Source organism: Amycolatopsis plumensis (genome assembly GCF_042652605.1).
Lineage (GTDB): Bacteria > Actinomycetota > Actinomycetes > Mycobacteriales > Pseudonocardiaceae > Amycolatopsis > Amycolatopsis plumensis.
In genome coordinates this window covers 628,958-654,605 of the sequence record NZ_JBHSJY010000001.1, presented here as the reverse complement: position 1 = coordinate 654,605, position 25,648 = coordinate 628,958, and the positions used below count along the sequence as shown (strand labels likewise).

Annotated in this window: 24 protein-coding genes and 1 pseudogene; 8 read left to right on the top strand and 17 right to left on the bottom strand. The window is 71.8% G+C overall.

The window, feature by feature from the left end; all coding sequences use genetic code 11:
• Positions 1-11 precede the first annotated feature (11 nt).
• From ACFPLC_RS03170 to ACFPLC_RS03140, 7 genes are read right to left on the bottom strand one after another with little or no spacing between them, the layout of a single operon-like run.
• Complete coding sequence (locus tag ACFPLC_RS03170) at positions 12-1,469, bottom strand: oligosaccharide flippase family protein (protein ID WP_378235684.1); 1,458 nt, start codon at positions 1,467-1,469, stop codon at positions 12-14.
• On the bottom strand, positions 1,430-2,725 hold the full coding sequence (locus ACFPLC_RS03165) for a glycosyltransferase 87 family protein (protein ID WP_378202061.1): 1,296 nt from the start codon (positions 2,723-2,725) through the stop codon (positions 1,430-1,432). The genes ACFPLC_RS03170 and ACFPLC_RS03165 overlap by 40 nt, the downstream gene beginning before the upstream one ends.
• Positions 2,722-3,570 (bottom strand): hypothetical protein, encoded by an 849-nt coding sequence (locus ACFPLC_RS03160; RefSeq protein WP_378202058.1) that lies wholly within the window; start codon positions 3,568-3,570, stop codon positions 2,722-2,724. Before ACFPLC_RS03160 ends, ACFPLC_RS03165 begins: the two co-directional genes overlap by 4 nt.
• The gene (locus ACFPLC_RS03155) at positions 3,567-4,607 is read right to left on the bottom strand and encodes a glycosyltransferase (protein WP_378202055.1); all 1,041 of its coding nucleotides are present in this window, start codon (positions 4,605-4,607) and stop codon (positions 3,567-3,569) included. The genes ACFPLC_RS03160 and ACFPLC_RS03155 overlap by 4 nt, the downstream gene beginning before the upstream one ends.
• Positions 4,582-5,808 (bottom strand): O-antigen ligase family protein, encoded by a 1,227-nt coding sequence (locus tag ACFPLC_RS03150; RefSeq protein ID WP_378202052.1) that lies wholly within the window; start codon positions 5,806-5,808, stop codon positions 4,582-4,584. Before ACFPLC_RS03150 ends, ACFPLC_RS03155 begins: the two co-directional genes overlap by 26 nt.
• A gap of 59 nt (positions 5,809-5,867) precedes the next feature.
• The gene (locus tag ACFPLC_RS03145; protein ID WP_378202049.1) at positions 5,868-6,833 is read right to left on the bottom strand and encodes a polysaccharide deacetylase family protein; all 966 of its coding nucleotides are present in this window, start codon (positions 6,831-6,833) and stop codon (positions 5,868-5,870) included.
• Positions 6,830-7,666, bottom strand: a complete 837-nt coding sequence (locus tag ACFPLC_RS03140) for a DMT family protein (RefSeq protein ID WP_378202046.1) — start codon at positions 7,664-7,666, stop codon at positions 6,830-6,832. Before ACFPLC_RS03140 ends, ACFPLC_RS03145 begins: the two co-directional genes overlap by 4 nt.
• Before the next feature lie 407 nt (positions 7,667-8,073).
• Between ACFPLC_RS03140 and ACFPLC_RS03135 the strand changes: the two genes are divergently transcribed.
• The 3 genes from ACFPLC_RS03135 to ACFPLC_RS03125 all read left to right on the top strand — a co-directional run bounded on the left by ACFPLC_RS03135 (position 8,074) and on the right by ACFPLC_RS03125 (position 9,740).
• Entirely contained in the window at positions 8,074-8,442 is a 369-nt protein-coding gene (locus ACFPLC_RS03135) for a hypothetical protein (RefSeq protein WP_378202043.1), read from the top strand.
• A gap of 106 nt (positions 8,443-8,548) precedes the next feature.
• Positions 8,549-8,899: a hypothetical protein gene (locus tag ACFPLC_RS03130; RefSeq protein ID WP_378202040.1), complete on the top strand. Its 351-nt coding sequence runs from the start codon at positions 8,549-8,551 to the stop codon at positions 8,897-8,899.
• A gap of 490 nt (positions 8,900-9,389) precedes the next feature.
• Positions 9,390-9,740, top strand: coding sequence for a hypothetical protein (locus tag ACFPLC_RS03125; protein WP_378202037.1), 351 nt, complete (start codon positions 9,390-9,392; stop codon positions 9,738-9,740).
• 260 nt (positions 9,741-10,000) lie between these two features.
• On the opposite strand, the gene ACFPLC_RS03120 is transcribed toward ACFPLC_RS03125, so the two are convergent.
• Positions 10,001-10,234, bottom strand: a complete 234-nt coding sequence (locus ACFPLC_RS03120) for a hypothetical protein (RefSeq protein ID WP_378202035.1) — start codon at positions 10,232-10,234, stop codon at positions 10,001-10,003.
• Positions 10,235-10,339: 105 nt separating this feature from the next.
• On the bottom strand, positions 10,340-11,968 hold the full coding sequence (locus ACFPLC_RS03115; RefSeq protein ID WP_378202032.1) for a glycoside hydrolase family 27 protein: 1,629 nt from the start codon (positions 11,966-11,968) through the stop codon (positions 10,340-10,342).
• Between the two features lie 235 nt (positions 11,969-12,203).
• Between ACFPLC_RS03115 and ACFPLC_RS03110 the strand changes: the two genes are divergently transcribed.
• The gene (locus tag ACFPLC_RS03110; protein WP_378202029.1) at positions 12,204-15,080 is read left to right on the top strand and encodes a glycoside hydrolase family 9 protein; all 2,877 of its coding nucleotides are present in this window, start codon (positions 12,204-12,206) and stop codon (positions 15,078-15,080) included.
• 124 nt (positions 15,081-15,204) lie between these two features.
• On the opposite strand, the gene ACFPLC_RS03105 is transcribed toward ACFPLC_RS03110, so the two are convergent.
• Positions 15,205-16,401 carry a glycoside hydrolase family 5 protein gene (locus tag ACFPLC_RS03105; protein WP_378202026.1) on the bottom strand — a complete coding sequence of 399 codons (1,197 nt, stop codon included), beginning with the start codon at positions 16,399-16,401 and terminating at the stop codon, positions 15,205-15,207.
• A gap of 215 nt (positions 16,402-16,616) precedes the next feature.
• Positions 16,617-17,446 (bottom strand): IS5 family transposase gene (locus ACFPLC_RS03100; RefSeq protein WP_378235683.1). Its coding sequence is split into 2 segments (ribosomal slippage): positions 16,617-17,092 and positions 17,092-17,446, totalling 831 coding nucleotides; the frame shifts between segments, so codons are not numbered across the junction.
• A 73-nt stretch (positions 17,447-17,519) separates the two neighbouring features.
• On the opposite strand from ACFPLC_RS03100, the gene ACFPLC_RS03095 reads away from it, so the two are divergent.
• On the top strand, positions 17,520-17,870 hold the full coding sequence (locus ACFPLC_RS03095) for a UBP-type zinc finger domain-containing protein (RefSeq protein ID WP_378198807.1): 351 nt from the start codon (positions 17,520-17,522) through the stop codon (positions 17,868-17,870).
• Positions 17,871-17,894: 24 nt separating this feature from the next.
• Here the strand turns inward: ACFPLC_RS03095 and ACFPLC_RS03090 are convergent, their stop codons facing one another.
• The 3 genes from ACFPLC_RS03090 to ACFPLC_RS03080 form a co-directional block, all read right to left on the bottom strand.
• Positions 17,895-18,659, bottom strand: coding sequence for a DUF1206 domain-containing protein (locus tag ACFPLC_RS03090; protein ID WP_378198810.1), 765 nt, complete (start codon positions 18,657-18,659; stop codon positions 17,895-17,897).
• A 46-nt stretch (positions 18,660-18,705) separates the two neighbouring features.
• Positions 18,706-21,492, bottom strand: a complete 2,787-nt coding sequence (locus ACFPLC_RS03085; protein ID WP_378198813.1) for a type 1 periplasmic-binding domain-containing protein — start codon at positions 21,490-21,492, stop codon at positions 18,706-18,708.
• 298 nt (positions 21,493-21,790) lie between these two features.
• Positions 21,791-22,411 carry an ATP-binding protein gene (locus ACFPLC_RS03080; RefSeq protein WP_378198815.1) on the bottom strand — a complete coding sequence of 207 codons (621 nt, stop codon included), beginning with the start codon at positions 22,409-22,411 and terminating at the stop codon, positions 21,791-21,793.
• Between the two features lie 73 nt (positions 22,412-22,484).
• Here ACFPLC_RS03080 and ACFPLC_RS03075 point away from each other — a divergent pair, with 73 nt between their 5' ends.
• The 3 genes and pseudogenes from ACFPLC_RS03075 to ACFPLC_RS03065 all read left to right on the top strand — a co-directional run bounded on the left by ACFPLC_RS03075 (position 22,485) and on the right by ACFPLC_RS03065 (position 23,259).
• Positions 22,485-22,805, top strand: a complete 321-nt coding sequence (locus tag ACFPLC_RS03075; protein ID WP_378198818.1) for a DUF6204 family protein — start codon at positions 22,485-22,487, stop codon at positions 22,803-22,805.
• A 41-nt stretch (positions 22,806-22,846) separates the two neighbouring features.
• Positions 22,847-22,951: pseudogene (locus ACFPLC_RS03070) on the top strand (hypothetical protein); the annotation flags it as partial.
• Positions 22,924-23,259 carry a hypothetical protein gene (locus ACFPLC_RS03065; RefSeq protein WP_378235682.1) on the top strand — a complete coding sequence of 112 codons (336 nt, stop codon included), beginning with the start codon at positions 22,924-22,926 and terminating at the stop codon, positions 23,257-23,259. The pseudogene ACFPLC_RS03070 and the gene ACFPLC_RS03065, both read left to right, overlap by 28 nt.
• Here ACFPLC_RS03065 and ACFPLC_RS03060 read toward each other — a convergent pair.
• From ACFPLC_RS03060 to ACFPLC_RS03050, 3 genes are read right to left on the bottom strand one after another with little or no spacing between them, the layout of a single operon-like run.
• Positions 23,204-23,905 (bottom strand): response regulator, encoded by a 702-nt coding sequence (locus ACFPLC_RS03060; protein WP_378198823.1) that lies wholly within the window; start codon positions 23,903-23,905, stop codon positions 23,204-23,206. The two genes, ACFPLC_RS03065 and ACFPLC_RS03060, sit on opposite strands and share 56 nt — an antisense overlap.
• Entirely contained in the window at positions 23,893-25,140 is a 1,248-nt protein-coding gene (locus ACFPLC_RS03055; protein WP_378198826.1) for a sensor histidine kinase, read from the bottom strand. The genes ACFPLC_RS03060 and ACFPLC_RS03055 overlap by 13 nt, the downstream gene beginning before the upstream one ends.
• A 54-nt stretch (positions 25,141-25,194) precedes the next feature.
• Entirely contained in the window at positions 25,195-25,626 is a 432-nt protein-coding gene (locus tag ACFPLC_RS03050) for a hypothetical protein (RefSeq protein ID WP_378198829.1), read from the bottom strand.
• Positions 25,627-25,648 lie beyond the last annotated feature (22 nt).

Here is a 25,648-nt window from a genome sequence, read left to right as displayed (position 1 = left end):
TTGGGCGGGCCTCACCGGAGCCCTCCCCGGCGCAGTTCCGCGAGCGCACTCCGCTGCAGCACCACCGTCCCCCCGGCGTATCCGGCGACCAGAACCGCCGCCTCGGCCAGCACCCCCGGCAGCGAGTTCCCGAACCACCGCCCCAGCGCCACCGCCGGTACCGCGGCCGCCGCGCCGGCCAGTGCCACCCGCGCCGCCATCCCGCCCAGCTCCGCCGGCGGCGGCGCCACCCCCAGCCCGGCCAGCACCCGCCAGGCGAGCGGCACCACCAGCCACGCCGCCGCGAGCTGCGCCGCCGCGACCGCCACGATCCCCGCGTGCGCCAGCACCGCCAGACCCACCGCGAGCAGCGCCAGGTGCGTCGTCTCCAGGGCCAGGTAGCGCCGGACGTGCCCGGTCGCCTTGACCGCCTGGTACCAGATCTGCAGCAGGCAGATGCCCACGCCGTAGCCGGACAGCAGCACGAGCGGGCCTGCCGCGCCCGCCCACCGCTCGCCCAGCAGCACGACGTGGCCCGAGAGCACCGCCAACGCCAAGTACAACCCGCCCGTCACCACGAGCACCGCGCGCGTGAACCGGGTGACCGCCCCGCCGAGCGGTGCCCCCTCGCGCCGCAACCGCGTGAACACCGGGAAAGCCACCGCGCCGAGCACGACCGCCACCATGATGTACGGCACCCAGGCGAGCCGGTACGCCAGCGAGTAGACGCCGACCGCGTCCGGCCCGAGCACGTGCCCCACCGCGAAGTAGTCCAGGTTGACCAGCAGCGCGCCCACGACCGCGGCCGGCCCCACCACGGCCACCCAGCCCAAGACCTCGCGCGCGGCCGCGGTGTCCCAGCACGGTCGCACGCCGCCGCGGGCCAGGGCGCCGAGCAGGGGCTGTGTCACCGCCGTGGCCAGCAGACCGAGCACCAGCGACAACGGCCCGGCCCCGCACGCGGCGAGCACGACCGTCAGCGCCGCGCCCAGCACCGCGCTCCCGCCGTCGGGCAGCAGCCGGCGCCGGAAGTCGAGCTCGCGGTGCATCAGGCCCATCTGCACCCCGCCCGCCGCCGAGAACGGCAGGCCAAGCGCGGCCAGCCGGACCAGCCCGGCGGCGTCCGGCGTGCCGAGCAACGCCGTCAGCGGGCCGGCCGCGGCCACCAGCGCGACAGCCAGCACGATTCCGGCGCCGACGCTCAGCGTGAGCACCGTGCCCGCCGTCCGGCGCGGGTCGCGCTCGGTGCGGCCGATGACGTCGTAGACGCCGATCGACTGGACGACCTGGCCGAGGTTCACCAGCGCCACCGCGAGCGCCACGGCGCCGAGCTGGCCCTCGGTGAGCAGGGCGGCCAGCACCAGCGTGACGAGCATCTGGCTGCTCTTGCTGACCAGGTTGACCACGCCCAGCCACAGCGAACCGCGGACGGCGCGGGTGCCCAGCGCGGTCACGTGGCCCTCCGCGCGGCGACCACGGCCAGAAGCCACGCGACGACCACCGCGGCACCGTCCACGGTGACCGACGCAAGCGGTCCGAACAGTCTGTCCACCGTGTACAAATGGGCGAAGGGGACGGCGAGCGCGAGCACGGCCGTCCCGGCCGCACCCCACCCCGGCTCGCCGCGGCGACGCCACCACAGCGCGGCCACCACGGCCATCGCCGGGACGGCGATCAGCACGTCACCGGGCTGGTGCACCACGCAGACCACGACGGCGAGCACGGTCAGCAGGTCGGCGACCGGCTCCGCGGTCCGGCGGACCAGGACCGCGCTCGCCCCGAGCACGCCGGCCAGCACCACCGGTTCGGAAGGCACCCAGCCGGTGACCCGGAACACCACTGCGGCGACGTCGATGCGTTGCGCGGTAACGGAATCCACCGCGCCGTACGAGGTGCCGCGGGCGTGGGTGAGGTTCGCGACGATGACATCGAAGAACGGCCCGATGCCCCCGCCGCGCACCACGAGGAGCACGACGACGGGCAGGCTGGCGGCCGCGGCGATGGCCGTGCCGGCGAGGGCGACCCGCCGCGAGCCGCGGGCGAACAGCAGGACGGCCAGCGGGAAACCGTACTGCGGCTTCAGCCAGGCGAGCGCCAGCGCGGCGGCCGCCCAGCCGGGCCGATCGCGCCGGGCGAGCAGGGCACCGGCCGCGCCGAGCGCGATCAGCGGGTTGATCTGCCCGACGTACAGCTGGGCCTTCCCGACCTGGCTGGTCACGAGCAGCGCGGCGACGACGGCGGTGGTGACGGCGAACGGCACCGGGACGTACCGCCGGACCGCGTGGGCGGTCAGCGCGGCGAGCGCGACGAGCAGCAGCAGCGAAAAGAGGGTGAACGCGACGGCGCCGGCGCGGTAGCCGGGCAGCGCGAACGGTGCGTGCAGGAGGAGGTGGTACGGCTGGTAGAGGTTGAAGTCCTGGCGTACCGGCCAGTGCGCGAACATCGCGGCCGGGTCGTAGGGGTTGCCGCCGGAAAGGAATTCACGGATGGGGAAGTAGAGGGCGTCCCGGAAGTCTTGTAGCCGTTCCTCGCCCGCGACGGCCGGGGTGGGGAGCGGGACCTGCCAGGACGGCTTGACGGCGTGCCAGGCGCTCAGGACACCGGCCAGGGTCGCGAGGAGCAGGACGAGCCGCTGCCGGGGGGACAGGTGCGCGCCGCCGATGACCGGGGCGGGCGCAGCGGTCATGCCGCCACCGGGCCGGGTGCCTTCTCCGGTGTCGCCCGGCGTGCGCTGTCTCGAGCTCACGCCAGCACCACCGCCACCAGCACCGTGTCCGCGGGCAGCACACCCACCGTCGCGGTCAGCTCGGCCTGGTCCCGCCCCTCCGCCGTCACCGCCACCACCGCGGCGCCCTCGCCGCTCTCCTCCGGCAGTCCCGCCGCCAGCTTGGCCGCGACCTCGCTCAGCGAGGGGGTCACCGGCAGCACCCGCACCGGGCGCCCGGCCGCGCGGCACAGCACCGCCAGCCGGTCCGCGGCCGAGGGATCCTCCTCCCTCAGGACCGCCACCGGCCGGTGCGTGCCCGCCGCCGCCAACGCCCGGCGGACCGGGCCCGGACCCGCGCCGAACGGCGTCAACCGGCGCACGGCCGCCGTCGCCAGTCCGGCCGCGACCGCGCCGACCAGCGCCAGCCCGCCCACCAGCGGGGCGTCCGGGGCCACCGGGATCACCTCCGGCCGCGAATCCAGCGTCCGCAGCTTCCCGGCCGGGGCCAGCAGATCCGCGTCGATCATCGCCTTGCCCAGCGCCATCGCCGCCGCGCCCGCCTGCTCCGCCGAAGAGGCGCGCACCGACAGCCGCGCGAGGCCGGAAGCCGGGACCAGCTCGACCGACACGTTCCTGCCCAGTTCGTCGGGCCCGTACCCGGACACCGGGGCGGCCGCCGCGAGCACCGACGGGCTGCGGGCCAGCTCGACCAGCGCCGGCAGCGCCAGCGACACGACCTCGCCGTACGGCGCACCGTCCGCCGCCGCGGGACCGGCGAGCAGGCTCACCCGGCCCTGGTACTCCTCGCCGCGCGTCAAGCCGACGAGCAGCACGAGCGCACCCACCAGCAGCGCCACGGCGACGCTCGGAACAAGGGACTTCATCGGGCACCTCGGAGCAGTTCGTCGTAGGACTTCATGAGCGCGTGCGGGTCGTAGTCGCGTTCGACGACCCGGATGCCTTCGCGGGCGGCGGTTTCCCGCGCGGCCACGTCGAACAGCAGCGTGTTCAGCGCCGCGGCCGTCGCGGCCGGATCCGCGGGCGGCACCACGATCCCGCCGCCGGTCAGCACCCCGGCGATCCCGCCGACGTCCGTCGCGACTACCGGGCGGCCGGCCGCCATCGACTCGAGCACCGCCAGCGGCAGGCCCTCCCAGTCGCTGGTCAGCACCGTGACGTCGGCCGCGGCGAGCAGGTCCGGGACGTCCGCGCGAGTCCCGAGGAACTCGACCCGGCGGCCCAGCGCCTGCGCCCGGCGCTCCAGCTCGCCACGCAGGCTGCCGTCGCCGGCCAGCCACAGCACGGCGTCGCCGTCGACCGCGGCCCAGGCGTCCAGCAGCACGTCGTGGCGCTTCTGCGGTTCGAGCCGGGCCAGGCACAGCGCGACCGGCGTCCGCTCCGGGACACCCAGTGACGCGCGGATCTCCGCGCGGCCGAACACCGGCGTCCGCGGGAACACCGCGTTCGGGATCACCGCCGGACGCTCCAGCCCCGCCGCCGCCAGCCGGTCGGCGGTGGCGGGAGACACCGCGACGACCTGCGCGGACGTGCGGCGCAGGATCCGGGCCGCGGCGGGGTAGTCGTCGTCGGCGACGCCGTGGAAGACGGTGACCGGTCGCCGCCCGGCAAGCCGCGCCACCAGGCTCGCGCCGACGTTGTGGGCCAGCACCACATCGGGCCGGAACCGCGCGATCGCGCGGCGGGTGGCCCAAGCCGCCTTCAGCACGCCGGCCTTGCTGCGGCGGGCGAGCGGCACGGGGTACGTCGGCGTGCCGGCCGCGGCCAGCGCGTCGGCGCGGAAGCCACCGCCGCTGGCGACGGCGGACACCCAGCCGTAGTCCTCGCCGCGGGCCACCATGCCGGCCACGAGCGTCTCCGCCCCGCCCGCCCCCATCTCACTGATCACGTGCAGCACCCGCATCGGCGCTCCCCTCTCCTTCTCGAACCCGGGCTTCGGCCGCGACGGCGAGCGCGGCCAGCGACCACAACGGCAGGTAGTACTGCTCGGACAGGAACGTCGACGTGACCAGCACGGCGAGCAGCGACGCCTGGATCGCGACCGCTTCGGTCCGCCGCGGCCCGGCACCGGCCAGCCGGACCGTCCGCTCGCTCGCCACCGCGGCCACGCCCACCACCCCGGCGAACAGCGCGAACCCGGGCAGGCCGAGTTCCGCGGCGACCTCGAGGTACATGTCGTGCGCCACCGGCGTCTGCTCGTCGACCTCGGCGTTGTGCGACTCGGCGGCGTAGTGCTCGCGGAACCCGCCGGGCCCGACGCCGAGCACCGGGTGCGCGGTCAGCATCCGGGCCGCCGCCTGCCAGCGCAGCTCCCGGGTGTCCACATTGGTCGCGGCGATGAAGCTCTTCTCCTGCAGCGCCCGGTCCAGCTGCGGTCCGGCGAACAGCACGGCACCCAGGCCCAGTCCGGCGACCGCCACGGCCGCGGCGGCGAGCACCCGCCACGGCAGCACCCGCCGCAGCAGCAGCCAGCCGACCGCGGCGGCCAGGCCGAGCGCGCCGCCGCGGGAGAACGTCGCCGTCGCCCCGGCCACCAGGACGATGCCCGCGGCCGTCAGGAGGAACCCCCGGCCGCGGCGGTGCAGCGCCGCCAGCAGGGGAACGGCGGCGACGAGGAAGTAGGCCAGGTCGTTCGGATCCGGTTGCGGCCCGCTCGCGCGGGCTTCGCCCTCGGCGATCAGGCTGTAGAGGGCGCCCGCGCCGGCGACGGTGGCGCCCGCGGCCGCGGCCAGCAGCAGCCGGCGGATCGGCACCTCGCGGCTCGCGACGTCCGCGAGCACCGCGGTGACCACGAGGAACGGCAGCCAGCGCACGGTGTACTCGGCGGTGAAGGCGCCGGCCGCATGCACGGACGCCGTCGCCGCCAGCACGACGGCGAGGAGCGCGAGGACGGCGTGCAGCGGTGTCGGGCGGGGCAGCTGCCGCCGCCGGATCCGCACGGCGAGCCAGACGACGGTGAGCAGCGCGGGCGCGACCTTGCCGAGCTGGCTCTGCACGGCGGTCAGGTATCCCTCGACCGGCGCGCACGCGACGGTCGCGCACGCGAGTACCCGCAGCAGGATCGTCTCACGCGCTTCGCGCGCCAAGGGCCGGACTGTGGTCATCCGGGGCTCCGCCCCGAGCCCGGGGCTTCGCCACCCGGGCCCCCGAAAGAGCCGAGTCGTCATCTCCCGATGTCCAACCGGGTCACCGGCCGGGTGCGCCGCACGCTCGTCCGGCTGACGTACTCCCCGGTGCCGACGACGTCGAAGTGTTCGCGCAGCGCGGAAAGCACCCAGCCGAGCCAGGCCACCTTCCGCGCACCCGCCGCCGCCATGCCGGGGAAGAACTCCATCCCGGGCGCGTCGGCGGCGCCGAGGACGTCGGTGGGGTGCAGCAGCAGCGACGGCGACACCCCGCGGGCGAGGCAGAGCCGCAACGCCGTCCGGAAGTACGCGCGGGCCAGCCGCGGCGAGATCGCGTGCAGCTGCAGCAGGTACGAACCGTGGATCGGCGTGCGCAGCAGCGGCATCGTCGTCACCGGGAGCTCGACCAGCGAGCTGCCCGCGCACGTCTGCCAGCGGTAGGCGTGCACCGGCGCCAGCACCCGCGAAAACCCGCCGAAGAGCTCGCCGGCCCCGTCGTCGGTGTTCTTCGCGGTGCGGTTGTGGTACGCGCGGGCCAGCGGGCCGATCCACGTCGGCAGCGTGCTGGCGTCGTAGGCGTAGCCGCGCTCGGCCAGGAGCTCGACCAGATCGCGCGTGACGCTGTAGCCGGGTCCGCGGAACCCGCTCGGCCGGGGCGCACCCGCCGCGGCGATCGCGTCCTCGGTCCGGCTCAGTTCCTCTTCCAGGCGCTCGCGGGAGTAGCGGTGCAGCCAGGGTTCGTGGCCGAAGGAGTGGTTGGCCACCTCGTGCCCGGCCGCGGCGATCTCGGCGACCGCCTTGGCGCCGTCTTCGCGCACGACGTCGGCGCCCACGACGAAGACCGTCGTCGTCAGGCCTTGTTCGCCGAGGATCTCCAGCAGCCGCGGGACCGCGGACGGCAGGAAACTGGGGTGGTCGCGCCAGCCGGGATCGCCGTGGGTCTTGAGGTAGGCCCACAGGTTGTCGAGGTCGACCGAGACGCTGGCGAGCGGCCGCGGGGTCACGCCGCTTCCCCCGCGAGGGCGGGCGCGCCGGCGCGCGACTGCACGCCGAGCAGCAGGACGCCGCACACGACCACGGCGAGGCCGGTGGCGACCCACGGCCCGCGCCCGCCGACGACGTGGTCGCCGAGGACGGCGATGCCGGTGACCGACGCCAGCACGATCGTGGTCGCGTCGGCGGTGGCCACGACCGCCGCCGCGGGCCCGCGCTGCAGGGCGGCCGCCATCGAAGCCTGGCCGAGGACGGCCGCCGCGAGCATCAGCCAGGTCAGCGGATTTCCCGGCAGGGCAACGAGATCGAGGTGGGCGAGCGTCCGGCTGGCCACCGCCACGACGGCGAACGCGACCCCGGACAGGACCGCGGCCGGCAGGAACGTCCCCGCCCGGCCCGCGGGGATCATGGCCAGCCCGGTCCCGAGCACGACGACCGCCAGCGCGGCGACGCCGGCGGGCGGGAGGTCCGTGGCGACCGAGGCCGAAGACGACCCGGCCAGCACGACCAGCCCGGAAGCCAGCAGCACCAGCGTCATCGCTTCCCCGGTGCGGATCCGCCACCCGAGGACGACGACCCCGAACGCGGTCGCCAGCCCGATGGCCGACGACGACGCGGCCTGGACCAGGTACAGCGGCAGGGAAGCCCGCGCGAAGAACGCGAGCGCGAAACCGCCCACCTGACCGGCGAAACCCAGCAGGTACAGGCGATCGGCGGCCAGCCGGGCCAGCAGGCCCAGGCCGGCGCCCGGCCGGTTGCCCGCCCGCCGCGCGGCGACGCTCTGCGCGACGATCCCCACCGCGTAGAGCACCGCGGAGGCCACGAGCACCGCGTAATCCACCACGAACGACTCCTCACGTCCCGCACCGCGTACCGGGTGATCGGGCAAAGCGTAGGAACGCGGAAGTGGCTTCACTTTCGAAGGATGGAGTTCGGGAATTCGTCACGCTCCGAGAGCGATCCGCGGGCCGGAGGCGACACCAAAGCGTGACGTATCGCCGTGTTCCGACAGGCAGAACACGTTGTGTAATAAGGTGGGCGGGTGCCCCGGCACGCTGCCGGCCGACCTCGCGATATCCGACCGTGAGCCACCCGTTCGAGCTATACGAACCCCGGTCAGGGGCTTGCGCACCCCACACGATCGGTGAATCGGCTGGAACACCCCGTGGCCCATCAGTACGTTTTTCCCACCGAGGCGTAACAATTGCCTCGAATGCTGCTCCAGCAAATTTGTCTTGTCGAGGAGATTCCATGCTGAAGAAATTGGGCTTCGTCGCGGCCACCATGGCGGCCGGGGCGTTCGTCACCGGCGGGATCGCGGCCGCCGGGACGCCGGGCGACGAGCACGGCCACCGCCACGGCCACTACGGCTACGACCACACCGGTCAGGTCGGCCTGGTGAACCTGAACAACACCGACGTGCTGCACAACGTCCAGGCCACGCTCGGGCTCTGCGACGACAACATCAACGTGCTGGGTGTCCAGGTGCCGGTCCAGGAGTCGCTCAACGGCATCGGCGTGCCGATCCTGTCGCCCGGTGCCAGCGAGGCCGAAGGCGAGGTGCCGTCCAACTGCGCCTCGAGCGGTCTCGCCGACGGTGGCACCAGCCAGGGCGAGTGAAGTTTCCGCTCCGGCGGAAAGAAATGGTTTCCGTATTGGCGCGGACCGCGGTTCGCGCCGTGAAGTACCGCCCCGTGCCGGGGCGGCAGTTGAGGAGTTCTTTCTCGTGATCAAGCAGCTCGGATTCGTCGCGACCGCACTGGCCGCGGGATTGGCCGCGTTCGGCGGCGCGGCCTCCGCGACCACCGTCACGGTCGAGGGCCACCCGGCCGACCACAGCGAGCAGTTCGGCCTGGCCAACGTGCAGAGCCTCGACGCGCTGCACAACGTGAACGTGGTCGGCGGCGTCTGCGACGACAACATCAACGTGCTCGGGGTGCAGGTCCCGGTGCAGGACGACGCCAACGGCATCAACGTCCCGATCCTGTCGCCGGGCGCGAGCGAGGCCGAGGGCTCGGTGCCGTCGAACTGCGCGAGCGGCAGCATCGCGGACGGCGGGACGGCCCAGGGGCACTGACCAAGCCGTAAAAAGAAGCCGTCGCGCGGAAACCTTTCCGTGCGACGGCTTTTTGCTGCGCGAAAAATCAGCGAGCGGCCATCGGGATACTGGGGAACCGGCGAGGTCGTGCGTCGCCCGGCTGCGGGCTCGGCTGAGGGGTTCACACCTCGCCGGTTCCCCATCGGAGACCCGCTCCCGGGGTCGAGGGGAACGAGTTCCGTGTGATCGAGCCTAGGGCTTCCGGCCTCTTTCCGTTGCGGTTCTTCGGGTGGTTGTGGCATGAACGAGTGTGCGAATGCGTCCCGTTTCCGGTGAAACGGCTCGACCGCCTTAAACCTCGCTTACCCGATCGGGCCAATCATGGCCCGGTCAGCGGCCTGCGTGCGCACCCGATGGTGGCACGGAGTGGATTTGTTCCCTCGTTATCAGTACTTTTCCCCTCACGCGGGACGGAAACACACACCTCGCACCCGTCCTGTCCGATGCACCGACTGATCGAGGAGAACAAATGCTGAAGAAGGTTGGTTTCGTCACGGCTGCCATGGCGGCCGGCGCTTTCCTGGCCGGTGGCGTCGCGGCCGCCGGTACGCCGGACGGCCACGACCACCACGGTGGTCACACCGGCCAGCTCGGCCTGCTGAACCTGAACAACACCGACGTGCTGCACAACGTCAACGCCGTGCTCGGCGTGTGCGACAACAACATCAACGTGCTGGGCGTCCAGGTGCCGGTCCAGAACTCGCTCAACGGCATCGGCATCCCGATCCTGTCGCCGGGCGAGCACGAGGCCAGCGGCGAGAACCCGGAGAACTGCGCCTCGGGCGGCCTCGCCGACGGTGGCACCGAACAGGGCCACTGAGTCCCCGCGCCCGGCTGCCCGTTGTGTGTGCGGAAGCCGGCCGAGGCGCGGAATACGGCGCCGCGCCTGACGTCGTACTGCGTGTGCGGAACAGGGAGCGAGTGCACACTCCGGTTCCCGGTTCCGGGCACGCAGCGACCCGGCGCCGACGCCGGCACGGGTGGGGCCCGGCCATCGGGGGAGAACCGGTGAGCCGGCCCCACCCGGCGCAGAGAAAAGCCGCGACCGACACGTCGGTCGCGGCTTTTTCGTGCGCGGAGTCACCAGCGGCGGAGCAGCCTCCCGACGACTCCGCGGCGTCGTCTCGGCTCCGGGACGGGCGTGGTGCCCACCCGTAGCACGATGTCGAGCACCGCGGCCTGCTGTTCGGTGGCGGCCCGGGTGTAGCCGGGAGACGCCGCAAGGGCGCGGCGGAGGTCGTCAGGGTCGGCGGTGCCGGTGTCGAACCCGCTGACCCGGGTGACGTCGATGGGGCCTCGGCACGGTGTTTCCACGCGAAAGTTCTCCTGCGGTCGGACGGTCCGTACCTCGTTATCGCTCCGTTACCGCCCGCGCGTTACCGGCGTCGTGTCCCTCGGTCAGGTGAGAACCGCAGTGGTTCAGACGCGGCTCCACTTCTGGTTCGCCTGGCCGTTGCAGGACCACAGGATCGCGCGTGTCCCGTTGGCGGTCGCCGCCCCTTCGGCGTCGAGGCACAGTCCTGATTGGACGTTGCGGATCGTGCCGTCCGACCCCACGGTCCACTTCTGGTTGTTCTGGCCGGTGCACGAGCGGCTGGTCACCTGGGCGCCACTCGCGCCGCCGTCGAGGCACTTGTCGCCGAACACCCGGAATTCGCCGTTCTCCCAGGTGGTCCACAGCTGGTTGGCGGCGGTCTGGCAGTCCCAGAGCAGCGTGCCCGCGCCGGACGCGGTGGAGGCGTTGTCGACGTCGAGGCAGCGGTTCGAGCCGTTGCCGCGCAGCCGGGACGTCGTGGCGGCGAGCGGGGTGCCACCGGAGACGCGGTAGGCGGCGACGCCGTGGGCGGGCACGCTCGCGCTGATCGGCCCGCTGGACGCCGACGTGCCGCCGGTCCACAGGTCGGTCAAGGTGAACGAGGTCCCGGACAGCCCGATCTGCGCCGCGGTGGTGGTGATGGTGGTCGTGCCGCTGCCGCGGTTGAGCAGCCCGACGGCGACGGACCCGTCGGAGAGCGGCTTGGCGAAGACCTCGACGTTGCCGTCGTCGCGGACCCGGCGGCCGCCGGCGCCGAGGCGGTCCTGGTCGACGGCCAGCAGGCGCGGGTTGCGCAGGACGGCGCTGATGTCCGCGGACATGGTGCGGATGTCGTTGCCCGCCATCAGCGGCGCGGCCATCAGCGCCCACAGCGCGAAGTGCGCGCGGGACTCGGTCAGCGATAGGCCGGGCCGTCCGACGACGAGCATGTCCGGGTCGTTCCAGTGCCCGGGGCCGGCTTGGGCGGCGAGCGGCGCGGTGACGTCGAGGACGTTGCCGACACCCATCGGGTAGCTGTTGGTGTTGCCGTTCTGCCAGATGTCGAGCAGGTCTTCGGTGGTGCGCCACAGGTCGGCGACCTGGCCCCAGTCGTACTTGTCGCCGGTGATGGCGTGGTAGCTGTTGGGGTTGATGCTGTAGACGATCGGGCGCCCGGTGCCGCGCAGGGCGTCGCGCATCAGGCCGAACCGGCTGACCTGCTCGTCGCGGGTGCCGGCGGGGGAGCACCAGTCGTACTTCAGGTAGTCGACGCCCCAGGAGGCGAAGGTGCGTGCGTCCTGGGCTTCGTGGCCCTGGCTGCCGGTCGAGCCGGGGTAGGTGCCGGTGCGCTGGGCACACGTGCGGTCGGTGGGCACCTGGTAGATGCCGAACTTCAGGCCGCGGGCGTGGATGTAGTCGCCGAGGGCCTTCATGCCGCTCGGGAACTTCGAGGCGTTGCCGCGCAGGTTGCCCTGGGCGTCGCGCTGCGGGTCGAACCAGCAGTCGTCGACGACGACGTACTGGTAGCCCGCGTCGCGCATGCCGGAGGAGACCATGGCGTCGGCGGCCTGGTGGATGGTGGACTCGCTGACGTTGCAGCCGAAGCTGTTCCAGCTGTTCCAGCCGAGCGGCGGGGTGACCGCCGGGCTCCCGGGCGCGGCGGTGGCGGCCGGCGGCACCGCGGCGGACAGTGACAGCGCGGCGGCCGCGGCGGTGAACAAGTGCAGGATCCGTGAACGGGTTCGAGCGGGCATCGTCGCCCCTTTCCGGACGGGCGGACCGAGAGTTAGCGTTAACATTTTTGGTTTCGCCGAAACTTTCGAAAAGTTTCGCGTTGGCTGACCCGGGGACCCCGGTATGTATAGACGAAGGCGGGTACCGCGTCCACCCTCCTTCGCCGATTATTGCCAAAGCCGTGTGCGCATGATTACAGTGCCCTGTCTGGGAGCGCTCCCACTTTTGCCGAGCTCGACGACGAGGAGATGGCGAATGCGGGTCAGAAGATTCCGGGCTGGATTGGTGTTGCTGGCGGTGACGACGCTCGGGCTGACGGCGGGTTCCGTTCCCGCGTCCGCCGCGGACTACGAGCGGCTGCTCAACGGCACGTTCGCCAGTGGCACCCTCGACCCCTGGTGGGCCGGGGCCGGGACCACCGGCCGCGTCACCGGCGGTGAGTTCTGCACCGACGTCACCGGCGGCACGGCCAACGGCTACGACGCACTGGCCGGCCAGAACGGCGTCCCCTTCGAGGCGGGACAGCAGTACACGCTGACGTTCGACGCGCACGCCACGACCACCCAGCAGATCTCCGCCGTCGCCGGCGAGGCCGTCTCGCCCTACCGGCAGATCTCCCGCACCGACCTCACGGTCACCCCGACGGCCCAGCACTTCACCGTCACCTTCACGTCCACTTTGGACTTCCCGGCCGCGGGCAACGGCCAGCTGGCCTTCTGGTTCGGCGGCCAGGCCGCGAACAACACCGTCTGCCTGGACAACATCTCGCTGATCGGCGGGGTGATCCCGCCCGGCGGCCTGCCGCCGACCAGCGGCATCCGGGTGAACCAGGAGAGCTACACGCCCGGCCTGCCCAAGCACGCCACCCTGATCAGCGGCTCGGCGACACCGGTGACGTGGACGTTGCGCAACGCCGCCGGCACCGCGGTGACCACCGGCCAGACCCGGCCCCGCGGCGCGGACGCCGCCTCCGGCGAGAACGTCCACGACATCGACTTCTCCGCCTACGACACCGCGGGCACCGGCTACACCCTGGCCGTCGGCTCCGAGACCAGCTTCCCGTTCGACATCTCCGCGGACGGGCTCAAGAAGCTGCGCTACGACTCGCTGGCCTTCTTCTACCACCAGCGCAGCGGGATCGCGATCGACGCCCAGTACGTCGGCGCGAACTACGCGCGTCCCGCGGGCCACGTCAACGTCGCGCCGAACCAGGGCGACAACAACGTGCCCTGCCGGTCGGACCTGAACTGCGGCTACACCCTCGACGTGCGCGGTGGCTGGTACGACGCCGGCGACCACGGCAAGTACGTCGTCAACGGCGGCATCGCGACCTGGGAACTGCTCGACGAGTACGAGCGTGCGCTGAAGCTGGGCGACGCGAGCGCGCTGGGCGACGGGAAGCTGGCCATCCCGGAGCGGAACAACGGCGTCCCGGACATCCTCGACGAAGCCCGCTGGGAGGTCGACTTCCTGCTGTCCATGCAGGTGCCGGACGGCAAGCCGAACGCCGGCATGGTGCACCACAAGATCCACGACGCGGCGTGGACCGCGCTGCCGACTCGCCCCGAGCTGGACAGCCAGCCGCGCCGGCTCTCCCCGCCGAGCACGGCGGCCACGCTGAACATGGCCGCGGTCGCGGCGCAGGCGTCCCGGCTGTGGAAGACCATCGACCCGGCGTACTCGGCGAAGCTGCTCGCCGCGGCCGAGAAGGCCTACGCCGCGGCGAAGGCCAACCCGAGCCTGCTGGCCGACCCGAACGACGGCACCGGCGGCGGGACCTACAGCGACAACACCGTGACCGACGAGTTCTACTGGGCGGCCGCGGAGCTGTTCGCGACGACCGGCAAGAGCGGGTACCGCACCGACGTCACCGGTTCGTCGCTCTACCGGGGCGTCAGCTTCAACACCCACGGCTTCGACTGGGGCTCCACGGGCGCGCTCGGCGACATCACCCTCGCGCTGGTGCCCACCGACCTGCCCGCGGCGGACGTCGCGGCCATCAAGACCGCCATCACCACGACGGCGGACAGCCACCTCGCCCAGATGGCGGGGATGGGCTACCCCGCGCCCTACCGCACCGCCGACGGCACGTACGAGTGGGGATCCAACGGCCTGGTGGCCAACAACGGCGTGGTCCTGGCCCTGGCGTACGACTTCACCAAGCAGGACAAGTACCGCGACGGCGCGTTCGGGGCCATGGACTACCTGCTCGGCCGCAACCCCGCGAACTACTCCTACGTCGCCGGCCACGGTGACCAGGCCGTGCAGAACGTGCACCACCGGTTCTGGGCGCACGAGCTGGACCCGTCGCTGTCGACCGCGCCGCCCGGGGCGCTGTCCGGCGGGCCTAACAGCGGCCTGCAGGACCCGACCGCGGCCCGGCTGCTCGTCGGCTGCGCACCCCAGCGCTGCTTCGTCGACGACATCCAGGCGTACTCGGTGAACGAGGTCGCCATCAACTGGAACTCGGCGCTGGCCTGGCTGGCGAACTGGACCGCGGAGAAGTCGCCGTCCGCGGTGGACACGACCGCCCCGGCCGCGGCCGGCAAGCCCGCCGTGTCCGGCGTGTCCGCCACCGGCGCGACGGTGACCTGGACGGCGTCTTCGGACGCCGAGAGCGGGATCAAGAACTACGACGTCGTGAGCGTGACCGGGGCGGCCCGCAAGGTGCTCGCCACGGTCACCGGGACGTCGGCGACCCTGACCGGGCTGTCGCCGTCGACCGCCTACACCCTGGTCGTGGTGGCCCGCAACGGTGCGGGTCTCACCGGCCCGGACTCGGCGTCGACGCAGTTCACGACGCTGCCGGACACCCCGGCGGGCGGCTGCGCGGTGACCTACTCGGCGACCTCGTGGAGTGGTGGCTTCACGGCCTACGTCACCCTGACCAACACCGGAACCACGGCGTGGCCGGACTGGACGCTGAAGTTCGCCTTCCCGGCCGGCCAGAAGGTGACCCAGGGCTGGTCGGCGACGTGGTCGCAGTCCGGCGTCGAAGTCACCGCCAAGGCGATGTCGTGGAACGCCTCGGTCGCGCCGGGCAAGTCCGTGTCGATCGGGTTCAACGGCAGCCACACGGGCAGCAACCCGGCCCCGGCGTCCTTCGCCGTGAACGGGAAGACCTGCAGCTGAGGAGGCCGTCCGGGCGTTCGATCGGCGAACTCCCGGACACTCCGCTAGCGTTTCCCCTGCGGGCAGGTGCGCCTCCTCCCCCTCGGCGCGCCTGCCCGCTTCTCCGCTTCGTCTCGCCCGCCGGTCAGCCGGCGAGCCCGCCCATGACGGCGTCGATGATGCCCTGGTGGGTCACGGTGATCGAGTTCCGGTCGAACAGGCCCAGCCCGTACTGGCCGTTGTAGCCGTTGTCCCAGTAAATGGTCGCCGCGCCGTACTTCTTGGCCGTCGACACGACCGCGCGCGCGAAGTCCGCGCGGTAGCGGTTGTTCGAGGAGTCGAACGCGGACTTGTCGACGGAACCGTATTCGCCGACGACGGCCGGGTAGCCCTTCGAGACGAACACGTCGCGCACGGCTTTCAGCTGGGCGTCGAGGTAGTCTTCCTGACCCCAGGTCGACTTTTTCGACGGGTTGGTGGAGTTGCGGCCCCACTGGGTGATGGTGCCGTTCTCCTCGCCGGCGAAGTCCCACGGGCTGTAGTAGTGCACGGAGATCATGATCCGTTTCTCGCTCGCCGGAACGGAGGACGAACGGAACTGGTCGGTCGGCAGCACGAAGCCGTAGTTGCCGGTGGTGTAGTCGATGTTGGTGTTCCAGCCGGCGATGAGCAGCCAGCGTGAACCGTTGTTCCCGCCGGTCTTGCGCACGGTGTCCACGAAGATCTGGTTGTAGGCGTTGATGTTCGAGTAGCACGGCTGCGTCGGGGTGCCGTACTGGCCGTCGAACTCCTCGTTCATCGCCTCCATGACCAGGTGCTGGTCGTAGCCGGCGAACCGGGCGGCGACCTGCTGCCAGACCTTCTGGTACTTGGCCTTGATGGTGGCCTGGTCGCCGGAGTCGCAGATCAGCCAGGCGCCGTTGACGCTCTTGTAGCCGTCGCCGTGCATGTTGATCAGCACGTACAGGCCGCGCTGGTAGGCGTAGTCGACGACCTGCTGGATCCGGTTCAGCCAGGCCGTGTTGACCTGGTAGCCCGGTGCCGCGCCGATGTAGTTCAGGTAGGAAATCGGAATCCGGATGGTTTTGAACCCGGCGGCCTTGACTTTGTCGATGAGCGCTTGGGTGATGGTCGGCTGGCCCCACGCCGTTTCACTGGGAACGCCGTTGCTGCTGGCCTCCAGCTGATTTCCCAGATTCCACCCGGCACCCATGTCGGCCACGATCTGCGCGGCATTCGCCTGCGTGGTGGCGGTGGCCGGATGGACCCCGGAAACCGTTGCGGTGACGGCCAGTGCGGCGGCGAGGAAGACGGACCGGAGCTGCGTTGCTCTCGAAGTCATAAGGGAAACCTCTCATGCCCATTGGTGGAGATATTCCAACATGATCGGTATCCGTCGTCAATGCTCGCGCCAATAAGAATCCTCCACCCGGGAGTTCAGTGATCGAAGGCGTCGAACAATCGAAAGAATCGACAATTTTCCGACGCGGGCCGGAGGGAAACCGGTTCGGTGGCCCGGCCCTGCGGGTTCCGGCCGGTGGCGCCTAAGAGCTTGTCTCATGTGGTGAGTTTGCGGAGTTTCTTGTAGCAGATGAGGCTGGCTCCGAGGAGGAGGAAGGCGAGGAAGTGTTCGGCTTTGCGTTCGTAGCGCAACGTGAGGCGGCGGTATCCGGTGAGCCAGGCCACGGTTCGTTCGATCACCCAGCGGTGCCGGCCGAGTTTGTCCTTGGCTTCGATGCCTTTGCGGGCGATGCGGACCTTGATGCCGCGGTCGCGGACCCAGCGGCGCAGGCCGGGCTGGTCGTAGGCCTTGTCGGCGTGGAGCTTGGCCGGCTTGCGCCGGCGCGGGCCACGGCGTGATTTGATCGCCGGGATCGCCATCACCAGCGGTTTGAGCGCGGCCGAGTCGTGCGTGTTCGCGGCGGAGACCGCGACGGCCAGCGGCAGTCCGGCGCGGTCGGACAGGGCGTGAATCTTCGAACCGGGCTTGCCGCGATCCACCGGGCTCGGACCGGTCAAAGATCCCCCCTTTTGGCCCGCACGCAGGCACCGTCCACGATCGCCCGGCTCCAGTCGATGAGGCCCTGGCTGCCGAGCTCGTCCAGCAGCGCGTGATGCAAGCGCCGCCACAGCCCGGCTTTCGTCCACTGACTGAAGCGGCGGTGCGCGGTCTGAAACGGCACCCCGAACGACGGCGGCAGATCCCGCCACGCACAACCGCTGGTCAGCACGTACACGATCGCCGTGAACACCGCACGAGCATCCACCGGCGCCGTGCCACCACCCTGCGGACGCGGCGCGAACACCGGAATCAACGGCTCCACCAACGCCCACAGCTCATCCGGCACCAACCGCAACGACAACCGATCAACCACAGCAAAGATCATCGCTCACCAGCGACCGATCACCACGTAAGACACGCTCTAAGCTGGGTGTGTCCGGTCGAGCAGAGGAGTGCGCGTGCAAGGAGTGGATCCCTCGGTGCCGCCCAGCGGCCCGGGTTGTGCGGACTGCGAGACCGCGGACCCGCAGGGCTGGTGGTTCCACCTCCGCCGCTGCGCGGAATGCGGGCACGTCGGGTGCTGTGACTCGTCGCCCGGGCAGCACGCCAGCGGCCACGCCGCCGCCAGCGGGCACCGGCTGGCGCGCAGCTTCGAGCCCGGTGAAGAGTGGTTCTGGGACTACGGCGAAGAAGTGCTGTACGAATCGGGCCCCGCGCTCGCCGGGCCCGAACACCGGCCGCTCACCCAGCCCGCGCCCGGGCCGGCCGACCGCGTGCCCGCGGACTGGGCCCAGCACCTGCACCGCTGACCCGGGGGACGGCCCCGGTCGGCGTCACAGCCGGCGGAACCGCGCCTCCAGCAGCGCGAACACGCCGAACACCGCGATGCCCGCGGCCAGTGCCAGCAGCAGCGCCTGGCCGTACGGCTGCACGGCCAGCGTCTTCAGCGCCGGGTCCAGGCCGCCGGCCTTGGCGGGGTCGTAGCGGACCGCGGCCAGGACGAACATCGCCCCCACCGTCGCGTACAGGGCCCCCACCGCGCACCAGCCGATCTGGCCGAGCCGGGTGGTCGATCGCCGCAGCGTCCGGGACGCGCCGCCGAAGTCGAGGTCGCGGAGGAACTTCTTGCGCGCGCCGCGGTAGGCGAGCCACGCGGCGATCGCGATGACCAGGACGCCGGCCGCGATCACCGCGACCGCGCCGCCCGGACGGCCCAGCACGCTCGCGACCACCGACCCCGCCTTGCCGGACGCGCCCAGTGCCGTCTTGCCCGCGCTGTAGGCGACGAGGCCGTACAGCACCACTTCGACGCCGCTGACCGTCCGCCGCACCCACCGCCGCCGGGGCCCGGCGTTCCGGTGGCCGGTGATCGCCTCGGCGAGCTGCCACAGTGCCAGCACGCCCGTGCCGACGGCGACCAGCCAGAGCAGCCACGCGCCGCCCTCGGACGCGACGATCTGCAACGCGCCCGCCTTGTCGGCCCGTTCGTTGTCGCCGAGCGCCACCTGGACAGCGAGCCACGCGACGATCAGGTGGACGGCCGCGTAGCAGGTCAACCCGATCCGGGCAAGCAGGCTGAAAACTCTCAGTTCGGGCATGAAGGTGAGTTTTGCTCACCTTGCCCGGTTTGACCAGAGGTGTCCGCTACGGATCGGGCGGGCACCAGGTGTCCGAGACCGGCCCGTCGGCGGCGCCGCAGAAGCCGTGCACGGACTTGTCCACCTCGCCGCCCGACACGCCCATCACCGCGACCGGCTTGTTCTGGGGCACGTTCCGGCCGATGTCGCCGCCGTAATCGATGGTGCCGGTGACGCCTTCGAGGTACTTGTTGACCTGTTCGGCGCCCGGGCGCGACGTGTGGATGGCGGTGATCTCGCGCCAGATCGCCCCCGGCGTCACCGGGATCTCGGCCGCGGTCTCGCGCAGGTACGCCGCCGCGACGATCATCACCTGCGCGGCGTCGTAGGCCAGGGCGGCGTGGCCGTCGTACGAGCGGCCCTCCGGCGTCCGCTCGAACGGGAACAGCGTCTCGTCCAGCGTCGTGTAGAAGTCGAGCGCGGCACCGCTCGGCTGGGTGACCGGCGCGGTGGCGAACGAGAGGTAGTAGTAGGGCAGCGCGCGGTTGCGCCGGCGTTCGCCCTGGTCGGCGACGAACCGCGTGACGTCGTCGTCGCCGATCACCGTGGCCCGGCTGCCGCACTGCGCGGCGCTGCCGAGGAACTGGCCGAAGTCGGGCACGCCCCGGCCGGCGAAGAACGCCAGGCCGTCGTAGGAACAGGTGTCCCGCCCGGCCGCACCGGCGTTGCCCAGCAGCGTCTCGCCGTACCGCACGTGCGACGGCGGCCCGCCCAGGCCCCCGTCCGGGGTGAACGCCCGCGCTTCGGCCTGGAAACCTTTGTCGCGGAAGGCCTTCAGCACGTCGTCACGCAGGTTGGTGCTGTACACGTCGGCGTCGTCGTCGGAGTAGTAGACGCGGACCGCGCGCGGGCCCGGCAGCCGGTCGGCGAACCCGGCCGCCACCGCGGCCTCGCGCCGGTTCTGCGGCGTCACCTGGAAGTACATCGGGTTCAGGTCGGCCAGCGGGTCCGCGGACAGCGTCGAGGCGACCATCGGCAGCCCGGCGTTGGTCAGCGCGGCGATGGTCCGCTGGGTCGGCGTGCTGCTCATGTCCAGCCCGACCACGCCGACGATGCTGCTGTCCTGCTGGGCCTGCAGCCGCAGCTGGTTCGCCACCCGCACGCCTTCCCGCATGTTGCGGCCCGCGTTGGCGATGAGCAGCCGGACGATCGGGTCCGCCGAGCCGGGCGCGTTCAGTTGCCGCAGCTGGGCGACCGCGACTCCTTCCAGCGATTCGCGTTCGGTGGTCAGCCCGTCCGCGAGGTTGTTGGACGACGTCAGCGCCTGCAGCACGACGAGCGTGATGTACGGGCGTTCCGGATGGGCTTCGTGCAGCTGCTCCGCGCGGTGGTTCTGGTCCAGCACGACCGCCTCGACCTGCCGGATCGTCGCGTCCGACGGCTGGAAGACGTCCTCGGAGCCGTCCGTGACCCCGACGCACTCGCTGCCGGTCCAGGTCAGCCAGGGATTGCCGGAGCCGCAGTGCTCGGCGTAGGTGTCGTGGGCGCGGTAGGCGACGAACCCGGCGACCAGCGCGACGACCACGACCGGCGCGCCGATCCGCGTCCACCGGCTCGCCCACCACGGCGGCCGCACCTGCCTGCGGAACCGGTAGTCGCTGCCCAGGGTCTGCAGCATCTGCCGGACCCGGGGTTCGTCGTCTTCGCCGGGCGGCCGGACGCCGATCGGCAGGTACCAGGCGGTCGGCCGGCGCTCCCGCCGGTCGCGTTCGAGCTGGTTCTGCCAGGCCACGTACGCGGCGCGCGCCTGCTCCGCCTGGAACTGCGGGCGGTGCGGCGTCGGCTCGGCGTCCGGCGGTGGCGCGGGACTGGCGCTGACGACCAGCAGCGGGTCGAACAGGCCGACCTGGTTGCGCACCGAGTTGACCAGTTCCAGCAGCCGGTAGCCGCCGTTGCCGACGCTCACCTCGTCGAGCAGCAGCACCGGGTAGGTCATCCGGCGCCGCCGCCACACCCGCCACGGCCGCAGCCGGTAGGCGCGCCGCAGGTCTTCGAGGAAGGCGTTGAGCAGCAGGCGACAGACGTACTCGGGGGCCTCTTCCTGCCACTGTCCTTTGGTGAGCCGCCGGGCGAAGCGGACGAAGCTGCCGGACATCTCGGGGGCGAGGTGGGGCTGGCGCAGGAACCAGCGGTACCGCCCGGAGAGCAAGGGCACCCGCCCGGTGACGGCGATCCGGAAGGTCAGCAGGGTGAGCCCGCGCACGAGCAGCGAGAACACCTTCCAGACGCCCTGGTTTTCGGGCAGCTGCTTGACGGCGTCCTCGGCGGAGGAGCTGAACCGTTCGGCGAGGCTGATCCGCCGGATGGCCCGCCGCAGCACCCCGTCGGGATCCTCGCGGCCGTCGTAGTCCTGCAGCATGAGCCAGTAGACGAGGTCGAACAGCGGGAACGGCAGCCGGCTGGTGTGCGCGGTCGCGCTGTCCCCGAGTTCTTTCCGCGCCTCGCGCAGGATGTCCCGCACGACGGTGACGGAGCCGGCGGTCGCGGGCCCGGCTGAGTCCTTCCCTTCGTACGCAGTGAGGTCCGGCCGCGCGTACCGGATGCTCCCCTGCGGTTTCGCGGTCTTGAGCCGCTCCGCGACGGCGGGCAGCACATCCCCGTTTTCCGGCGGCCGGACGAGGCACACCATGGGCAGGCCCCGCCGTTCGGACCGTTCGTCCTGGTAGTCACCCCAGTGGCATTGTTCGTCGAGTTTCCGCGGCCGGTCCCCACGCCGCGGCCGCAGGCAAAGCGCCCCGAGCAGTTTGACCAGTACATCGGCCCCGACAAATCCGAACGGCTCAGTTCCCCCCATCGGAACAGAATGGCACATTGGCGGCGGGACCGGTCCCGCAGATTTACCGTCATGCCCGTAACCGGACCACCTTCGGGCCGGAGTGCGGGCCCGGACATCACCGGAGAGGGCGGTTCGACCGGAATCGCGGCCGGGCGGTTTCGGCGGGCGCGAAGTCGATCATTCCTCCAGGCTCCCCGCACATTGCATCGACGTGCGCCGAGGGGTGATCATGGCCAGGTCGTTCGCGTCGCGGGCACCGAGGATCCCGCCGCGCTCCGGCGCTCGATGTTCGTCCGGAGCCGGTGCGCAACGCCGTTCAGGGGGTGACGCGCACGTCGACCGCGAGGTGCGCCGAGGACCACGTCCACCGCAGCAGGTCGTCGACGTGCACGGCGCCCAGTTCGCGCACGGCATCGAGGGGTCGGAAGTGGACGGACGTCCCGGTGGTCCCGTCGACGGCGATCGGGACGAGTCCGCTGGCGGGCAGCGCGTTTTCGTAGCGCTGCGACCAGGAGCCGTTGTCCCGCCGGTTGGTGTGCACCAGCCACTCGCTCAAGGCGGCGACCACCGACATCCCCCGGCGCGGATGCCCGTCGGCCAGTGGTGCCGGGTCGGGCGCGTCGAAGAACCGCAGGTCTTTCGACACCATGACGGGTTTCTTGACCGCGCAACCTTGATCGTCGAAAACGGTGGCGGTGCCCCGGCCGTCGTCCGCAACCGACACCGAACCATCGGCGTGCAGCGTGACCGAGCACCGCCCGCCACCGTTCGCCGCGGCCTCTTCGTCGGCGTAGGCGAGGACTTCGAGGACCAAGTGCCCGACGCCGCCAGGAGCGAACTGAGCGGGGTGACGCCGGATGTGGTCGAGGTGGCCGGTGTCGACCTGGCTGGCCCAGTCGTGCGTGGTTCCTGGCCCCGGGATCCCGGTCTGGTCCATCGGGCCAGTATCGCAGACCGCCCCGGCGACGCACCTTGCGAAAACGACTTCCCCGCCGGGCTAGCCTGAGGACATGCCGACGTACCGCGTCCTCGTCCGGGGCAAGTTCGACAAGCCCACGCCAGCCGTCCGCGAGAGGCTGTTGTCCAACGTGGGCTCGGCCGCCTTGTCCGAGATGGTGTTCAGCGAAACGGGATCACTCACCTACAGCTCGCACTTGGGCGGCTTCAGCTTCCGCGTCGCGGTGGAGGTCCCCGCGGGCGAGGACGCCACCCAGCGTGCCCACGACCACGCCGAGCTGATGGCGATGGAGCTGCTCGACCGCGAGAACTACCCGTACCGCGACCTCACGGTCAGCTCGACCTGCATGGACGACGTGAAGGTCAAGAAATAGCAATCCGCAGCGGCCCCGGACCTTCCGGTCGATTCGCCGTTGTGCTTCTGACTGTTCTTTGCCTGATCGCGCGAGGCGGCCGGGTACGCCTGGCGCGAGAGCGCGCTGATCCCCTTGAGTGGGACTCCCAGCACGGCGCCGTCGAGAAGTACTCGAAGAGGACGGCGACCCGACCAGGCGAGTGGAGAAGCAGATGTGGGCGGTCACCGGTTACGGCCGCGACGAAAGCCTGGTGTTCGAGCAGGACCTCGACGGCATCGGCGAGGAGGAGCTGGCACGTCTGCTCGATGGCCACCCCGGCGAGTACCGGGGCGGCGACGTCGCCCTCTCCGCCGAAGGGCGCCGGCTGCTGGCGGACAGCCACGGAATCCGGTTCGAGCCGGACGTCGAGTACTTCCTCAGCTACTTCCGGGACTACCCCGGCCAGGTGGTGGGCCCTCCACTCCAGCCGTAGCCGGGGACGCTCCGAGGAACCGCAGCACGGCCAGGACGCGGCGGTGGTCGGCGTCGGCCACAGGCAGGTCGAGCTTGGTGAAGATGTTGTTGATGTGCTTCGCCACGGCGCTTTCGCTGACCACCAGCGCCTGCGCGATGCCGGCATTGGAGCGTCCCTCGGCCATCAGGCCGAGCACCTCCCGTTCACGGGGAGTCAGCCGCGCGAGCGGGTCGCTGTCGCGCCGCAGCAGCAACTGGGCGACGACCTGCGGGTCCAGGGCCGTGCCCCCGGCCGCCACCCGCCGGACCGCCGCCACGAAGTCGGCGACGTCGGCCACCCGCTGCTTGAGCAGGTAGCCGACACCGCTGGTGTTCGCAGACAGCAGGTCGGCCGCGTACCGCTCCTCCACGTACTGCGAAAGCAGCACCACCGGCGTCCCCGGCCAGCGCCGGCGGATCTCCATCGCGGCTCGCACCCCCTCGTCGGTGAAGCCGGGCGGCATCCGGACGTCGATCAGGGCGAGTTCGGGCCGGTGCTCGGCCACTGCGGCCAACAGCCCCTCCGCGTCGCCGGTTTCCGCGGCGACCTGGAACCCGCCCGTCTCCAGCACCTTGATCAGGCCGACGCGCAACAGCACCGAATCCTCGGCGATCACCGCGCGCACGGCAGCTCCGCGGTGATGGTGGTGGGTCCGCCGGCGGGACTGCTGAAGTGGAAGGCCCCGTCGAGGGAGCCGACCCGCTTGGCCAGCCCGGTCAGCCCCGTACCGGCGGCGGCGTCGGCACCGCCCAGCCCGTCGTCGGTGACGCGCACTCGCAGGACCTCGCCGACCTGACGGACCATCACCTCGGCGCGCATCGCGTTGGCGTGCTTCGTGGCATTGGCCAGCGCCTCGGAGATCACGAAGTACGCGACCGACTCCACGTGGGGCGCCACCCGCTCCTCCAGATCGACCCGCAGCCGCACCGGCAGGGGCGTGCGCGCAGCCAGTCCGGACAACGCCGCGTCCAGGCCTCGGTCTTCCAGTACGGCCGGGTGCAGTCCCCGCACCAGGTCGTCGAGTTCGGCGATCGCCTCCTTCGCCTCCAGGTGCGCTCTCGCGATCACCTCGCGGGCATCACCCGGCAGGTCCGGGCGGGTGGCCACGGCCAGGCCCAGGTTGACCGCGAGAGACACCAACCGCTGCTGGGTGCCGTCGTGCAGGTCGCGCTCGATCCGGCGACGCTCCGCGTCGACGGCCTCGATCAAATCGGTCCGGCTCAGGGCCAGCTGATCGACCCGCTCCTGGAGCCGCTCCGCCCGGCTGGGCCCGAGCAGGTCCGACGCCAGCCTCGCTTCGGCCCGGGCCACTGCCCGCGCGGTCGAGGGCAGGGCGCACAGGAGGAGAAGCCCAGCCGCCGTATAGGCCGGCAGCTGGGTCAGGTAACCGAACCAGTCCTGGCGGATTCCGGTGGGCAGCGCCCATGACCAGGCGTAGGCGGTGACGCCCGCCAGGCTCGCCGCCGCCACGGCGAGCACGAGCAGCTCCAGCAGGGCGAGCAGCGGGCCCAGCAGGAGGTGGTAGCCGATCTTGCGCCAAAGCCGCGACGCCGCGAGCCACCGGGCGGCCGAGGTCCAGGTCCATCGTTCCGGCGCGGCGGGGGTGAGCCGGGGGAGGTCCACACCGATGAGCACCCGGTGGCGAGCCCGCTGAACGGCCGTGAGCAGCGGGGTGCCGAGCAGGACCAGGACGGCCGAGACGGAAACCGTGAGGAGCCAGTTCCCCGTCCTGGCGGTCGTCGTCGCCGTCCAGGTCCACACGGGCACCAGCGCCAGGTGCGGCAGCACACCGGCGGCGAGGAAGCCGGTGTCCCGCCGCGCCCGGAGGACCGTGCGTCTCAGCCCGGCTGCAATCGTCATGGCACGACGCTAGGGCACCGCAGGAGGACGGTGCCAGGAAACCTGTACCCGGCCTCATGGTGAACCTGGTACCACCCTTTGCGCGTTGCGCAGGGCGAGCCACGTGCACAAGCCGGCCAAGGCCAGTTCCGGGACCGCGCAGACGACGGCCTGGGTGAAATCGGTGCCGGCCTGCGCGGTGAGGACGTCGAACCAGGCATCCACCACCATGAGCGCCGCGACGGCCGACGCCGCCAGACGAGCGCGGTCGTCGCCGCGGTGGAGCAAGCGCGCGCTGGTCGCGCAGCCGATCGCCGTGGCCAGGTCGAGTCCGATCCACGCGGCCGGCCAGTGCCGCACCTGCGTGGTCGCGGGCAGGGACCGGCCCAGCACGAACACCCACGGCACCAGGCCACCGGCGACCGCGCCGAGCACCCAGGGCGCCCAGCCGGGCCGCGCCCGAGACCTCGCCGTGCGCGGCGACCGGGGCATCGTCCGAACGGTCATGAGATTCCTCCACCGAAGTCGT

What these genes read in the sequence shown, in the direction of transcription:
- ACFPLC_RS03125 (WP_378202037.1), top strand. Translation starts at nt 9,390, where the DNA reads ATGCTGAAGAAGGTTGGTTTCGTCACGGCTGCCATGGCGGCCGGCGCT.
- ACFPLC_RS03055 (WP_378198826.1), bottom strand. Translation starts at nt 25,140, where the DNA reads ATGACGATTGCAGCCGGGCTGAGACGCACGGTCCTCCGGGCGCGGCGG.
- ACFPLC_RS03135 (WP_378202043.1), top strand. Translation starts at nt 8,074, where the DNA reads ATGCTGAAGAAATTGGGCTTCGTCGCGGCCACCATGGCGGCCGGGGCG.
- ACFPLC_RS03155 (WP_378202055.1), bottom strand. Translation starts at nt 4,607, where the DNA reads ATGCGGGTGCTGCACGTGATCAGTGAGATGGGGGCGGGCGGGGCGGAG.
- ACFPLC_RS03075 (WP_378198818.1), top strand. Translation starts at nt 22,485, where the DNA reads ATGCCGACGTACCGCGTCCTCGTCCGGGGCAAGTTCGACAAGCCCACG.
- ACFPLC_RS03105 (WP_378202026.1), bottom strand. Translation starts at nt 16,401, where the DNA reads ATGACTTCGAGAGCAACGCAGCTCCGGTCCGTCTTCCTCGCCGCCGCA.
- ACFPLC_RS03090 (WP_378198810.1), bottom strand. Translation starts at nt 18,659, where the DNA reads ATGCCCGAACTGAGAGTTTTCAGCCTGCTTGCCCGGATCGGGTTGACC.
- ACFPLC_RS03085 (WP_378198813.1), bottom strand. Translation starts at nt 21,492, where the DNA reads ATGGGGGGAACTGAGCCGTTCGGATTTGTCGGGGCCGATGTACTGGTC.
- ACFPLC_RS03110 (WP_378202029.1), top strand. Translation starts at nt 12,204, where the DNA reads ATGCGGGTCAGAAGATTCCGGGCTGGATTGGTGTTGCTGGCGGTGACG.
- ACFPLC_RS03080 (WP_378198815.1), bottom strand. Translation starts at nt 22,411, where the DNA reads ATGGACCAGACCGGGATCCCGGGGCCAGGAACCACGCACGACTGGGCC.
- ACFPLC_RS03160 (WP_378202058.1), bottom strand. Translation starts at nt 3,570, where the DNA reads ATGAAGTCCCTTGTTCCGAGCGTCGCCGTGGCGCTGCTGGTGGGTGCG.
- ACFPLC_RS03050 (WP_378198829.1), bottom strand. Translation starts at nt 25,626, where the DNA reads ATGACCGTTCGGACGATGCCCCGGTCGCCGCGCACGGCGAGGTCTCGG.
- ACFPLC_RS03115 (WP_378202032.1), bottom strand. Translation starts at nt 11,968, where the DNA reads ATGCCCGCTCGAACCCGTTCACGGATCCTGCACTTGTTCACCGCCGCG.
- ACFPLC_RS03150 (WP_378202052.1), bottom strand. Translation starts at nt 5,808, where the DNA reads ATGACCACAGTCCGGCCCTTGGCGCGCGAAGCGCGTGAGACGATCCTG.